Here is a 13541-nt window from a genome sequence, read left to right as displayed (position 1 = left end):
GCGCTCCTGAACGCTTGCTAAATGACACCTTCAGTACGCAGGTCTGCAATTTGCGCCGCGCTGTATCCAAGCCCGCCAAGCACTTCGTCGGTGTGTTCACCCAACAGGGGCGGACGTGTGCGAATGCCCACAGTGCTGTGTGACATGCGAACCGGAAACCCTGCTACCGGCGCATCTGCCGGCATACCCGGAAAAGCAACATCTTCCAGATAGCCGACAGCGGCAATGTGGTCGTCTTCCAGCACTTCCTGCGGTTTCATTACACGCCCCGCAGGAATGCGGGCGGCCGCGAGATCCGCCAGTGCCTGCTGCGTTGTTCGGTCGGCAGCCCATTGCGCGGTGCGCTCGCTCAGCAACCGGCCATTGTCGCCGCGCGCCAGATCATCCGCAAAGCGTGGGTCCGTAAGCCAGTGATCTTCTCCCATGAGTCTGGCCCACCGTTTGAACAACGGGTCACCGATGACCTGAACAAAAATCCAGCCATCTTTGGTGCGCACAGAGTCGGCCGGTCCGGCGTACTGACTACGATTGCCGCTCGCCACGCGGTTGGTGCCGCGTAGCTTTTGCTCGATGAGATGAAAGTTGAAATAGGTCAGTGCGGTTCCAAGGAGGGCACCTTCCACCATTTGTCCTTGTCCGGTTTTACCCCGGTCCATAAGCGCTGCCATGGTGCCAAGAGCAGCAAAGGACGCAGTGCCAAAATCGACCCACGCCGCATAGCTCTTGACCGGCTCCTCGCCGTTGCCCGACAGGTAAGCAGCGCCGCACATCGCCTGAAATACACCGTCAAACCCCGTCTTCTCGCTGTCAGGCCCGCCGCGCCCGAAGCCTGAAACAGTCGTGAGGATAATGTCGTCGCGGTGCTGACGAAGTGACGCGAGATCGAGGCCCATTCGGGTGAGCGTTGCCGGTGGAAGATTGGCCACAACAACGTCAGTGCTTGCCACGAGTTTGGCCACAACCTCGCGCCCGCGCGGATGCATCGGGTCCAGCGTGATGCATTTCTTGTTGCGGTTCATCTGCAAGAACATTGACCCTTCGCCGCCTTCGCCCGGTGCCGCGCCGGGCACGATTGGCTGCACATAGCGATCCTCACTGCCATCCCGGCGCTCAACCCGAATAACATCAGCACCCATGTCGCCCAGCAACGTGGCGCAAAACGGCCCGGCGATATACCGCCCGAAGTCCAGCACACGAACACCTGCAAGCGGACCGGAGTTAGAAGTTGTCATGGTATTTTTCTCGTCAGTTGTGTGGCTGTCTAACCGTCACGGCCGGGTCGGTAGACCCGTGTTGTCTGCTGATCCAGCGCGGCGCGGTCAAGCGGCATGATCTTGAACTTCTGTTCGGCAAACAACGGCGCCTGATCCGCGTAGTGGGGACTTGTTTCGTCGAGTGTTGCCGATCCGAACTGGTGAATACTCTCGCTCACAAGGGTGCCGTCCGGTGCCCAGTCCACGATGTAAATCATTGTGTCACCACCCTGCGCGACCAGGCGTCCATCCTCTTGGGGCAACCGTGCATAAACGGCCCGCAACAGGTCCGGCCCGCCACCAAGCGGCATATCAACGTTCCCGCGTCGCAGTCGATTGACCTCGCCCCACGGCACATCCAGCCGACCCCAGTGTTCTTTGAGGTGCGCAACAGCATCGCGCAGTGTCTGCATCGGGTCAGGTACCTCTTCGCCCTGTATCTGCGCCCATACGACCGGCTCACCGGCCAGAATGGCCACGGCCGCTTGCGTGTCGTCTGTGTCAGCTTCCATATCAAAGCGCGCAAGCATCTGCTGCACCGCCTGCATGTATGCGTCGCCTGAAAAATCAGCGGCCAGCCAAAGCTCAATCAAACGCGCAAGTTCACTGTCCTTGGAATAGGTCTTGTCAAACTTGTAAGTCTTGAACTCGTCTGCCGAAATAGCCTCATCGGGACGCAACAACTCCAACGCGCGATAGGCGCGATTGGTCATTTGCGTTTCGATGCCCATGCTGGCGGGAAAGTCTTCAGGCTTCAGGTCGTCGCTCTTGGCGGTGGCCTCAAAGGGCGTGTTATTGGCATCAATCACAAAGCCGCTCGGTGGGTTGATGACCTGCGGCAGGTCGTCAAAGGCGTGATACCCGGTCCAGATCAGATCCGACCTGTCGCCAGGCAGGTATTTCTGCCAGTCCCAGCCTTCAATGCGTTTAGGCATCTGCGCATTGTAGATATAGGCAATGTTACCTTGCCTGTCGGCATATATGTAGTTGATGCTGGGCAGAGCCATCAGCCGCATGGCATCCATCCATGCGTCAAAGTTCTGTGCCTTGTTCAAAGCATGATACTGCTGAAGCTGCCGGGTTTCGCCCATGCCCGCATAGCGCACGGCATATGTTCCATGTTCTGTCTCCAGAACTGGTCCGTGTTCGGAGTGTTTGACTTCGCGCTGCGCGTGCCACTGCAACGGCCCCAGAAGTTTTACTTTGATGGTGGCAGTCGAAACGTCCATGTCCCGCCATTCACCATCCAGCCGATACTGGTTTTTGTTCTCCGGGTTGATGTCCAGCACATAGACATCTGCAAGGTCCGGCTTATTCACCGTATTGGCCCATCCAAGATTGCGGTTGTGTCCATGCAGAATAACCGGCGCCCCGGGGAATACGCCGCCCGTCATATCCAGCCCCTCATTGCTCTTGAGGCGTGCCTCATACCAGGCGACCGGCCCGGCGAACGGCTGATGCGAATTTATCAGCAGCCGCGTATGCCCATCGGTCGAGCGTGACGGCGCGACAGCGAATGCGTTTGAGCCGGTGGGGTGTGTTGGTTCAGGCGTCCACAAAAAAGCGTTGTCAGGCCCAAGCGAAATGTCCTTTCCGCGTGTTTCGGCAAACAGCTCCTTGAAGACATTATCAAGGCCATAGAAGAACGGCGTCTTGAAAACAAAGCCTGCCACTATGTCTTCGCCGGTGACCGGCAGCACGCCGCCCCAAACTTCCTGCGGGTTTTCAGCCGCCCAAAGATTGGTGCCATGGGCATAGGCTTCGGCAATGGCCCGAATGTTGGCAGGCAGGTTTGGATAGCCCTCGCGGGTGGTTGGCCATACCCGCAGCAGATGCACCAGATAATCCGTTACCGCAGCGTCCATACCCCGATGGACTGCAAGGTCGCCGCGCGCTGCAACCAGCACTTCCTGCATGGTTGCCCAGTCGTCTTCCGATTGCGCATAGGCCAGCCCGAAGGCCACGTCAGCATCCGTCTCGCCAAATATATGCGGCACGCCATAGGCATCCCGCCTGATTTCCACATCGTAATTGTCCGCTTGCGCCTTGTAGGCATCAAGATTACCGGGTGATGACCCAAAATCGACGCGCAGACCCAAAATGACAAGCACGACGAGGGCAACGACAAACAGTGATGCGGCAATAAGGCTGCCGAGGCGAAGTCTGGACATGAGCGGTCACTTGTTTTTGGAGGAAACACAAAAGGCCGAACGGCCTGTGCGACCATAGCACCCGTGGCAGCAAAGGGGCATGGGTGCTAAATCCTAGGTTATTGTCCTGGTCGCCTGATAAACTGTGAAGCTCCCAATGCCTCCATCTCTTCTGTTCTGGATTGCCGCAGCACTCGTCGTCGCCGTTACCGCCTATCTGGTACTTGTGCCGCTGTGGCGCAGTGTTGCCCTGCGCAGCCGCGCCGACAGCGACGTGGCAGTCTATCGTGATCAGCTTGACGAACTTGAGCGTGATCTTGAGCGTGGCATGTTGCAGGAAGCCGAGGCAAATGCTGCCCGTACCGAGATTTCCCGTCGGCTGTTGGCGGCAGATGCTGCGCGGTCGTCAGAAACCAGTGCCACCCCTAAAGCAGCCGCGCAGTTCGCCGTCATTATGGTGGTCGCCCTGCCGCTGCTGGCAGTGCCGCTTTATCTTGTTTCCGGCACACCCGGTATGCCGTCGCAGCCTTTTGCCGAGCGCATCAACAAGGCGCCGGAAGACCAGACACTCGAAGAACTGGTGGCGCGGGTTGAAGAGCACCTGCGCACCAACCCCCGCGATGCTGAAGGCTGGCGTGTGGTCGCACCCATTTACGCCCGCATGGGCCGATTTGAAGACGCCGCCAGCGCGTTTGGTCGCCTGATTGATCTCGACGGCGCCACCGCTCAGCGCCTTGCAGACCTCGGCGAGGCAATGGTCTTTGCCGATGAAGGGCTGGTAGGGGACCGTGCCGCCATCGTTTTCAACGAGGCCCTGCGGATGGATGATCAAAACCCCCAGGCACGCTACTTCATGGGCCTTGCTTCCTTGCAGGAAGGTGACCGCGATGCCGCCCGTACCATCTGGCAAGGGCTGGCCGCGGATGCTGACCCGAACGCACCCTGGGCGCGTATGGTGGCCCAAAGCCTTGCAGCGCTTGATGCAGAACCAGCGCCCCAAACAGCACAGGACGCCATTGCCAATCTACCCGACGCTGAGCGCGCTGAGGCCATTGATGGAATGGTCGCCCGCCTTGATGCGCGTCTGGCGGAAGAGGGGGGGTCGGAGGCTGATTGGCTGCGTCTTATCCGTGCCCGTTTGGTGCTGGGCCAGCCGGAAGCGGCTGTAAAGGTGCTTGAGCGGGGCCTCGCTAACCTTGCAGACGATGAAAATGCGTCCGCCCGCCTTGCATTCGGCGCTCAGGAACTCGGCGTGACGGTGCCTGCCGGCAATAAATAGAAGTCGGCCAAGTCATGGGCGGGAAGTTATCCACGCCCACGATTGCGGTGTTAGATTCGGGAAACGGCGCATTTCGGCGTCTGCAATAGAGGTCATTCCCCCATGCCCGTGACACTGCTTCAAAAACATGCTGCTCAGGCCATCATCAACATTTTTGAAACCGGCACACCGCGCGGCGACTACGCGATGGTAACGCTGTTGCCCGGTGACAGCGGTCACCTCACCTATGGCCGTGCGCAAACCACCCTTGGCTCCGGCAATCTGCACCTGCTGGTCAAAGCCTATTGCGCCGCGCAAGATGCCGCATTCGCTGATGCACTGGAGCCCTTCCTGGGCCGACTGGAAGCAATTGATACATCGCTGGACAACGACCAATTGCTGCGCCCATTGCTGGCGCGCGCAGGCCACGACCCGGTGATGCAGGATACCCAGGATGCGTTCTTCGACCGGCTCTATTGGGTGCCCTCCACAATGGCGGCTCAACGGTTGGGGCTGGGTGATCCACTGGCGATGGCAGTCGTCTATGACAGCAAAGTACATGGCTCCTGGCCGCGGATTCGCGACCGGGTGATTGATGCCCATGGCCGGCCAGCGCAGATCGGTCTGCGCCGCTGGGTTGAATTGTATGTAGCCGCAAGGCGAGCCTGGCTTGGCGGGCATTCAAACCAGCTGCTGCGCCGCACGGTATATCGAATGGATGCGCTTGCTGGCCTCATGGATGCGGGCAACTGGTCACTGGCATTGCCATTTACTGTGCGCGGGCAGGTTGTTTCGGCGGACATTCTTGGCGGGCGCGATCTGCGCGTTACAGCCGAGGACCCCGCCCAGCGCGCCTTGAGGCTCACCACACCCCCTATGTTCGGGCCGGACGTCGAGGCGCTGCAGCGTGCTTTGGCCGAACGTGGGTGGGCCATCAATATTGACGGCGTTTTTGATGACGGCACCCGCCGCTGCGTCATTCAGTTTCAGGATGAAAATGGCCTTGTGGCAGACGGAATTGCAGGCCCTGTCACCTTCTCGGCCCTTGATCTGTCATAATCGCCGGAAACCCGTTCATTTCCCCACATATCCTGTGCGATCTTTTGGCAGTTGGGCGCAGGCGGCAGGGCGGGTATATCTTTGAGTGATATGACCGAAAATCCAAAGCCAGCACCCCACACGCGTACCCGCAGGCGCACCCGCACCAAAAAGTCGCATCGAGCAGCCTTCGTTGGTACTGCCGTTGTGGTTCTGGGCGCTGCCGTCATCCTTGCGCTGTTTGCCCTTGAAGACCGGGTAATGTTTTTCTACAGCCCCACAGACGTTGCCGAACGTGGCACCCCTGTTGGTGAGGACGCCCGCGTGGGCGGACTGGTGGTGGAGGGGAGTGTGCTCAAGGAAGGGTCAGCAACCGTCTTCGCCGTCACTGACCTCCAGCACAGCATCACCATTGCCTATGGCGGCATCCTCCCGGACCTGTTCCGCGAAGGGCAGGGCATAGTGGCTGAGGGCACATTTGCGCCCACCGGACGGTTTGAAGCCTCCCGTGTGCTCGCCAAGCACGACGAGAATTACATGCCGCCGGAAGTAGCTGATGCGCTCAAGGCATCTGGCCAATGGAAGAACGGACCTGCAGACCCATCATATGGAGATGCATCCTACGGAAATGAGGGTGGGTCATGATACCTGAGCTTGGTCACTTCGCGTTGGTGCTTGCGCTCGCCGTTGCCTGCGCTCAAACCGGGCTTGGACTATATGGTCCCGCGCTTGGCGATGTGCGCCTGATGCACATGACAACGCGCGCGGCACACATCCAGCTCGCGTTGCTGGCAGTGTCGTTCGGGGCTCTGACATATGCTTTTGTGACGTCTGACTTTTCCGTCATCAACGTTTATGAAAACAGCCATTCTGCCAAGCCGATGCTCTACAAGGTCACCGGCGTATGGGGGAACCATGAAGGTTCGATGCTGCTGTGGATTCTGATCCTCGCCATCTTCGGGGCCAGCGTTGCGGGCTTTGGTGCAAATCTTCCCGATAGTCTGAAAGCCCGCGTGCTGGGTGTGCAGGGCCTCATCGGGGCGGTGTTTGCGCTGTTCGTTGTGCTTGCGTCCAACCCGTTCGTTCGCCTGACCCCGGTGCCGATCAACGGCACAGACCTCAATCCGCTGTTGCAGGATCCCGGCCTCGCATTCCATCCGCCGTTCTTGTATGGCGGCTATGTGGGCCTGTCGGTGGCATTTTCTTTCGCCGCTGCGGCCCTCATTGAAGGGCGCGTTGATGCCGCCTGGGCGCGCTGGGTGCGCCCGTGGGCGCTGGCCGCATGGGCATCGCTCACGGTCGGCATCGCCCTTGGAAGCTGGTGGGCCTATTACGAACTGGGCTGGGGCGGCTACTGGTTCTGGGACCCGGTAGAGAACGCCTCCCTCATGCCGTGGCTGGCCGCGACTGCTTTGCTTCACTCTGCAATCGTCGTGGAGCGGCGCGGTGCGCTCAAGTCATGGACCGTGCTGCTGGCTATTCTGGCATTCTCGTTGTCGCTGCTTGGCACGTTCCTCGTGCGCTCCGGCGTACTCACGTCGGTCCATGCCTTTGCTGTGGACCCTGAGCGCGGCGTTTTCATTCTGGGTATTCTGATCTTCTTCATCGGTGGGGCGCTGGCGCTGTATGCGTGGCGCGCACCCAGCCTGAAACTTGGCGGACTGTTTGCGCCAATCAGCCGGGAGTCGGCACTGGTGGTCAACAATCTGTTGTTTACCGCAGCCACTGCAGCCGTGCTGATCGGTACGCTTTACCCGCTTGTGCTTGAAGGCATCACCGGGGCCAAAATCTCTGTCGGCCCACCTTTCTTCAACGCCACATTCATTCCCATTATCCTGCCCCTGCTACTGCTGGTGCCGTTCGGGCCGATGCTCGCCTGGAAACGGGCAGACGCTGTGGCAACTGCTCAGCGTTTGTATGCGGCCGCTATTGCAGCCCTCGTGGTTGGCCTGATCGCACTGTTTGTTGTGGAGGGTGCGCCCGTTCTGGCTGCCGTCGGCATGGCCATCGGCACATGGCTGATCGGCGGTGCGATTGTGGAACTCGCCGAGCGCATCAGGCTTGGTCGCATTCCCTTTGCGCAAAGTATGAACCGCCTTAAAGGCCTGCCACGTGCAGCATGGGGCACAGCGCTGGCTCACGCAGGCGTGGGCGTTCTGGTGTTTGGTGTCATCGGTGTTACCGCAGGCGCGCAGGAGCGCGTGGTGCTGATGACCGCAGGCGAAAAACTTGAGATCGGCCCCTATGAACTGACCTTTGAAGGCGTCACACCCGCGCCGGGCCCCAACTACGAAGCCGACCGGGGTCTTTTCACCGTGGCCCGCGGTGGTCGCGTTGTCGGCCAACTCACACCGGAGAAACGCTTCTACCCCGTGGCGCGTATGCCAACGACTGAAGCAGCCATCCGCACAACCATTCTGGATGACGTCTATGTAGTGCTCGGCGATCCGCAGCCTGGTATGACGCCGGCTGGCACGGAATGGATTGTGCGCGCCTACCACAACCCACTCCAGCCACTGGTTTGGGTTGGCTGCATTGTCATGGTTCTGGGTGGATGTTTGTCCTTGTCAGACAGACGCCTGCGCGTTGGCGCGCCGTCCAAACGCAACGATAAACAGCCGTCACCCGTAAAGACCGGGGCAACGGCATGATGCGTTCGTTTCTTGTAGCGTTCGTAACGCTTGCGCTGGTATTTCCTGCGCTGGCGTATGAACCCGGCGAGGTGCTGGAAGATCCAGCCCTTGAAGAGCGGGCCCGCGCGCTGAGCGCCGAACTGCGCTGCATGGTGTGTCAAAACCAGTCTATTGATGAATCGAATGCTCCACTCGCCAAGGACCTGCGTATTCTGGTGCGCGACCGGTTGGTTGCCGGAGACACCGACACCCAGGTGATTGACTATGTTGTGGCGCGCTACGGCGAGTATGTGCTGTTGCGCCCCCGCGTTGCACCACACACCTATGTCTTGTGGTTCGGGCCGTTCATCATCTTGTTATTGGCCGGTGCCCTTTCGCTTCGCTACGTTGTGCGCAAGCGGTCTGCCGAGGCAGGCGGCGAAGACACATCGCTGAGTACCGACGAACAGACACGCATCAATCAGCTGATGAATGAGGGCAGGCAAAACTAACGCTGCACTCCGCCGTGTCCAAAGCAATGCAGGAGGGGCGGATGTCTCAGAGAATTGAACGCGTTGAGTTTGAAGGCGGCCTTGGCGCAAAGTTGGCTGGACGTCTGGAATTGCCTTCAGGCAAACCACGTGCATTTGCGCTGTTTGCCCACTGCTTTACCTGCTCAAAGGATGTATTTGCTGCCTCTCGCATCGCCTCGCGCCTGTGTGCGCAGGGCATTGCCGTCCTGCGGTTTGATTTCACCGGGCTTGGCCAGTCTGACGGTGATTTCGCCAACACGGATTTTTCCTCCAACGTAGGCGATCTGGTGCGCGCGGCCAATTTTCTGCGCGACAAGTATGAGGCCCCCAAAATACTGATCGGCCACAGCCTTGGCGGCGCGGCCGTTCTGGCTGCTGCAGGCGATGTGCCTGAAGCAACAGCAGTTGCGACCATCGGCGCACCGGCGGATGCCGCCCACGTGGCGGATAACTTCGGTGCGCACGTTGAGACTATTGAAGCCGACGGTGAAGCAGAGGTTGAACTCGCAGGCCGCACCTTTCGCATCCGCAAATCATTTCTGGATGACATTCGCAGTCAGGAAATCACGCCGCGTATTGCGCAGCTCAAAAAGGCGCTGATTGTTTTTCATGCGCCGCGCGATGCAACCGTTGGCATTGAAAACGCCGAAAAAATATTTGTCTCCGCCCGCCACCCCAAAAGCTTTGTGTCGCTGGATGACGCCGACCACCTGCTGACCCAACGAACGGACGCAGCCTATGTTGCGGATGTGTTGTCAGCCTGGGCAACGCGCTACCTCGGCGAAGCGCCTGAAGACAACAAGCCCATCGTGCGTGCCGACCCTGACCGCGTGACAGTTGTTGAGACCCGCAACGGCAAGTTCCAGAACCAGGTGCTGGCGGGGCGACACATGCTCACGGCAGATGAGCCGGAAAACGTGGGCGGAATGGACACCGGCCCCACACCATATCAATTTCTCAATGCAGCTCTGGGCACCTGTACGGCCATGACCATGCGGCTTTATGCGGAGCGCAAGGCAATCCCCATGGAACGCGTTATCGTGCGCGTCGGCCACGACCGCATTCACATAGATGATTGCGAAGAATGCGCCGCGACCGACGGCGACACAAAGGGTCAGGTGGATGTGTTGCAGCGCGAAATTGAGATCCGTGGCGATCTGGATGATGCGCAGCGCAAAAAGCTGATGGAGATAGCCGACAAGTGCCCGGTCCACCGGACTCTTGAAAACAAGATGGTGATTCGCACGTCGCAAAAGACCTGAGCTGCTGGCAGGCCAGGTTCATTACCAAAATGTCATGCGCCCGCAAGAGATGCGTAAGGCTGGCAGGACGACACTCTAAGGTAATCCGGGATGTGGTGCCGAGTTAAAGTGATTCGGTTCCCGCTAAAAGGAGGCGACCCCCAAAGCATTTCATCACACCGGGTCGCTAAATCGCCGCGCCGGCGTTGTTTGTTTTTCGTGTTCCCCCACGAGTGACGCCGGTGCGGCCTTTTTCCCCTCTCATTTAAGCGTCACGTCATTCAGCCCCGCTTCATGGAGGCCTTGTTATCCCGGTGAGACCTGAGCCCCTGCGCCTCAACTCGTAATAGTTGGCGCGCAATGGAGCTGGGCATACACTGGAGATGAAAATGCAACAGCACTTGACGTCTGCCCCCGCGAACTGTGCCGGCACTGCTTTTCAGACAAATGGAGATGATGTGCGCGTTCTGGTGGTCGAAGATGATGTGGAAGCCGCAGCCTATATTGTGAAAGGCCTGCGCGAGAGCGGCCATGTGGTGGACCACGCAGCGGACGGCGATGACGGCCTGACGCTTGCCATGTCCGGCAAGTTTGATGTGCTGGTAATAGACCGCATGTTGCCTAAGCAGGACGGCCTGTCAGTCGTCGCGTCTCTGCGCGAAGAAGGTCAGACAACGCCGGTTCTTTTTCTCAGTGCACTGGGCGAAGTCGAAGATCGCGTCAGCGGCCTGCGGGCTGGCGGGGACGACTATCTCACCAAGCCGTTTGCTTTTGCTGAGTTACTGGCGCGCATCGAAGTTCTGGTGCGGCGCTCAAGCCCCGGCGAAGTGCAGACCCGCATGAAGGTCGGCGGGCTGGAAATGGAACTGCTGTCGCGCAAGGTGACCCGCGATGGCGAGGTCATTGATTTGCAGCCCCGCGAGTTCCGGCTGCTGGAATACCTGATGAAACATGCAGGCCAGGTGGTAACACGCACCATGCTGCTGGAGAATGTCTGGGAGTATCACTTTGATCCGCAGACCAACGTGATTGATGTGCACATTTCGCGCCTGCGTGCCAAAATCGACAAGAACTTTGAAGCGCCACTGCTCCACACCGTGCGTGGCGCGGGATACACCCTCCGTGCCCCGCAATAAGCTCCTCTCCACAACCACCTTCCGCATGGCGGTGGTGTATCTGGCGTTGTTCATGGCGTCGGCAAGCGCGTTGCTTGGCTATCTCTACTGGAACACCGCAGGCTTTCTGGCGCGCCAGACTGAAGCCACCGTGCAGGCTGAAACCGCAGCCCTGATTACCCAGCTCGAAGAAGGCGGCCGCGCTGCACTTGTGCACGCGACAATTACCAAGGCTCGCGACCCGCGCCAGAATCTGTTCTTGTTGCAGGACGCAAACGGCGAAAAACTGGGCGGCAATCTGGACGTCTGGCCTGACCAGACAACTGGTGTTGGGGGGTGGTTGAACTTTGAGTATGCCCGCCGCACAGCCGAAGGCGATATAGAGTTTCACGAAGCTCAGGCCGTAGCTACTGACCTGCCGGATGGCCTGCGGCTTCTCGTGGGTCAGGACATTGAAGAACGCCGCCGTCTCGAAGCCCAGATAACCAACGCGCTGGCGTGGGCCGTGGCTGCGATGATTGTGCTTGGCCTGGCCGGTGGCGCCATCATCAGCCGCAATGTTGTGGCGCGCATCGACGATATCAACCGCACCGCCAAGGACATTATGGGCGGCGAACTGTCCCGCCGCATTCCGGTAACGGGCGCCGGCGATGAAATCGATCAGCTCGCGGAAAATCTCAACGATATGCTGGACCAGATTGAGCGATTGATGCTCGGTATGCGTCAGGTCACAGACAACATCGCGCACGATTTGCGCAGCCCTCTCAACAGACTGCGAAACCGCCTCGAAGTCACGCTGATGAAGCCTGCCACGCAGGAGCAATATGCGGAAGCTCTTGAACGGTCTATTTCAGAGGCCGACGAGTTGCTGGGTACATTCAACGCGTTGCTGCTGATCGCTCGCGCCGAAGCAGGTGCCGCACGCGATGGGATGGACTGGGTTGACCTAAGCGCGCTCGTTCACGATGCCGCCGAGCTGTATGAGCCAGTGGCTGATGAGGCCGGGCTGGACCTCACGCTGGACATCGAACCCAACCTTGATTATCGCGGCCACCGGGAATTGTTGGCGCAGATGATTGCCAACCTTCTCGACAACGCAATCAAGCACGCCAGTGGCGATGCGGGCGGTCGCACAATCCACATGGCGCTGAAGGCGCGCGGAATGCTTGGCGCGGAAATTGTGGTGGCAGATAGCGGCCCCGGCATCGACACAGATGACCGCGAACGGGTGCTGGGCAGGTTCGTGCGTCTTGAACAAAGCCGCAATACGCCGGGCAGCGGGCTTGGGCTTAGTCTGGTGAACGCTGTTGCCCGCCTTCACGGCGGCGATGTGCGGTTGGAAGACAATCAGCCCGGCCTGCGCGCGGTTATCTCGCTCGCCCGCCGCGCGCGCCGCCGCCCGTCTGATCTTGCTGCCGAGTAAAGACAACTAAGAGCAATGGCTGCTAAGCGATCATCGTGCGCGCGACTTCATTTTTAACGCGGTTTTCTATGGCGCCAACACCGCTGATCTCAATGCGTACCACATCCCCATCTTTCAGGAACTGCGGCGGGTCCATTGCCACGCCCACGCCTTGAGGCGTGCCGGTAAAAATAAGATCACCCGGCTCCAGCGTGAATGCCGTTGTCAGATGCGCAATCTGGTCTGCAATCGAATGAATCATTTCACCCGTTGAGGCCCGCTGACGCACTTCGCCGTTGACGTATGTTGTGATCTGCAAGGCCTGCGGATCGTCAATTTCGTCAGCAGTCACAAGCCACGGGCCTGTGGGGCCGTGTGTATCAAAGCTCTTTCCCATCTGCATGGTGGGTGTGCGGCGCTGCCAGTCACGGACAGACACATCATTGCCGACCATGTATCCGGCAATAACCTCGTGAGCCTGTTTGGCAGGCACGTGGCGGCATTGTCGCCCGATCACCGCCACAAGCTCGCCTTCATAGTCCACCATGTCCGATGCAACAGGTTTGTCGATGATGCCATACGGCCCGGTGATGCAGGTGCGCTGCTTGTTGAACCATATCTGGTGAGGCGATACCTCGCGCCCGGTCTCCTCCACATGCGCTTTGTAGTTGAGCCCGATCGCCAGAATCTTGCCCGGTCGCGGTATCGGTGCCTGCAAGGCAACAGCGCTCATGGGCAGCGGGTCAGCGTCGCCTGCCTGTGCGGCAAGCCCTGCAAGCGCATCCGCACCGGCTTCCAGGATAGCGCGGATGGTGTCTCCGGCATTGCCCAAAGGGTGGACGACTGCATTCGTACCGGCATCTTCAACAATGCCAATGCCGGGCTTTCCATTCAGGGTGTATGCTGCAATCCGCATTGGTATGTCCTTTCAAGCGGCTG

Annotated in this window: 11 protein-coding genes; 8 read left to right on the top strand and 3 right to left on the bottom strand. The window is 59.4% G+C overall.

What is annotated here, in order from left to right:
- Positions 1-17: 17 nt before the first annotated feature.
- Both RIB87_RS09275 and RIB87_RS09270 read right to left on the bottom strand, forming a co-directional pair.
- Positions 18-1232, bottom strand: a complete 1215-nt coding sequence (locus tag RIB87_RS09275; protein ID WP_350145835.1) for a CaiB/BaiF CoA transferase family protein — start codon at positions 1230-1232, stop codon at positions 18-20.
- A gap of 29 nt (positions 1233-1261) precedes the next feature.
- Positions 1262-3424 (bottom strand): acylase, encoded by a 2163-nt coding sequence (locus RIB87_RS09270; protein ID WP_350145833.1) that lies wholly within the window; start codon positions 3422-3424, stop codon positions 1262-1264.
- Between the two features lie 136 nt (positions 3425-3560).
- Between RIB87_RS09270 and ccmI the strand changes: the two genes are divergently transcribed.
- The 8 genes from ccmI to RIB87_RS09230 all read left to right on the top strand — a co-directional run bounded on the left by ccmI (position 3561) and on the right by RIB87_RS09230 (position 12623).
- The gene (ccmI, locus tag RIB87_RS09265; RefSeq protein WP_350145831.1) at positions 3561-4682 is read left to right on the top strand and encodes a c-type cytochrome biogenesis protein CcmI; all 1122 of its coding nucleotides are present in this window, start codon (positions 3561-3563) and stop codon (positions 4680-4682) included.
- A 102-nt stretch (positions 4683-4784) separates the two neighbouring features.
- Entirely contained in the window at positions 4785-5720 is a 936-nt protein-coding gene (locus tag RIB87_RS09260) for a peptidoglycan-binding protein (RefSeq protein WP_350145829.1), read from the top strand.
- A 90-nt stretch (positions 5721-5810) separates the two neighbouring features.
- Positions 5811-6344, top strand: a complete 534-nt coding sequence (gene ccmE / locus RIB87_RS09255; protein WP_350146565.1) for a cytochrome c maturation protein CcmE — start codon at positions 5811-5813, stop codon at positions 6342-6344.
- Positions 6341-8350, top strand: a complete 2010-nt coding sequence (locus tag RIB87_RS09250; protein ID WP_350145827.1) for a heme lyase CcmF/NrfE family subunit — start codon at positions 6341-6343, stop codon at positions 8348-8350. The genes ccmE and RIB87_RS09250 overlap by 4 nt, the downstream gene beginning before the upstream one ends.
- Positions 8347-8823, top strand: a complete 477-nt coding sequence (locus tag RIB87_RS09245) for a cytochrome c-type biogenesis protein (RefSeq protein ID WP_350145825.1) — start codon at positions 8347-8349, stop codon at positions 8821-8823. Before RIB87_RS09250 ends, RIB87_RS09245 begins: the two co-directional genes overlap by 4 nt.
- Positions 8824-8864: 41 nt before the next feature.
- Positions 8865-10106, top strand: a complete 1242-nt coding sequence (locus RIB87_RS09240; RefSeq protein WP_350145823.1) for a bifunctional alpha/beta hydrolase/OsmC family protein — start codon at positions 8865-8867, stop codon at positions 10104-10106.
- A gap of 437 nt (positions 10107-10543) precedes the next feature.
- Complete coding sequence (locus RIB87_RS09235; RefSeq protein WP_350146563.1) at positions 10544-11221, top strand: winged helix-turn-helix domain-containing protein; 678 nt, start codon at positions 10544-10546, stop codon at positions 11219-11221.
- A complete protein-coding gene (locus RIB87_RS09230) occupies positions 11208-12623 on the top strand; it encodes a sensor histidine kinase (RefSeq protein WP_350145821.1) in 1416 nt (471 codons plus the stop codon). The genes RIB87_RS09235 and RIB87_RS09230 overlap by 14 nt, the downstream gene beginning before the upstream one ends.
- Before the next feature lie 22 nt (positions 12624-12645).
- Here the strand turns inward: RIB87_RS09230 and RIB87_RS09225 are convergent, their stop codons facing one another.
- Positions 12646-13518, bottom strand: a complete 873-nt coding sequence (locus tag RIB87_RS09225; RefSeq protein WP_350145819.1) for a fumarylacetoacetate hydrolase family protein — start codon at positions 13516-13518, stop codon at positions 12646-12648.
- Positions 13519-13541 lie beyond the last annotated feature (23 nt).

It is taken from the genome of Pyruvatibacter sp. (assembly GCF_040219635.1).
Taxonomy (GTDB): Bacteria; Pseudomonadota; Alphaproteobacteria; order CGMCC-115125; family CGMCC-115125; genus Pyruvatibacter.
This window is presented reverse-complemented; position numbering and strand designations above follow the sequence as displayed.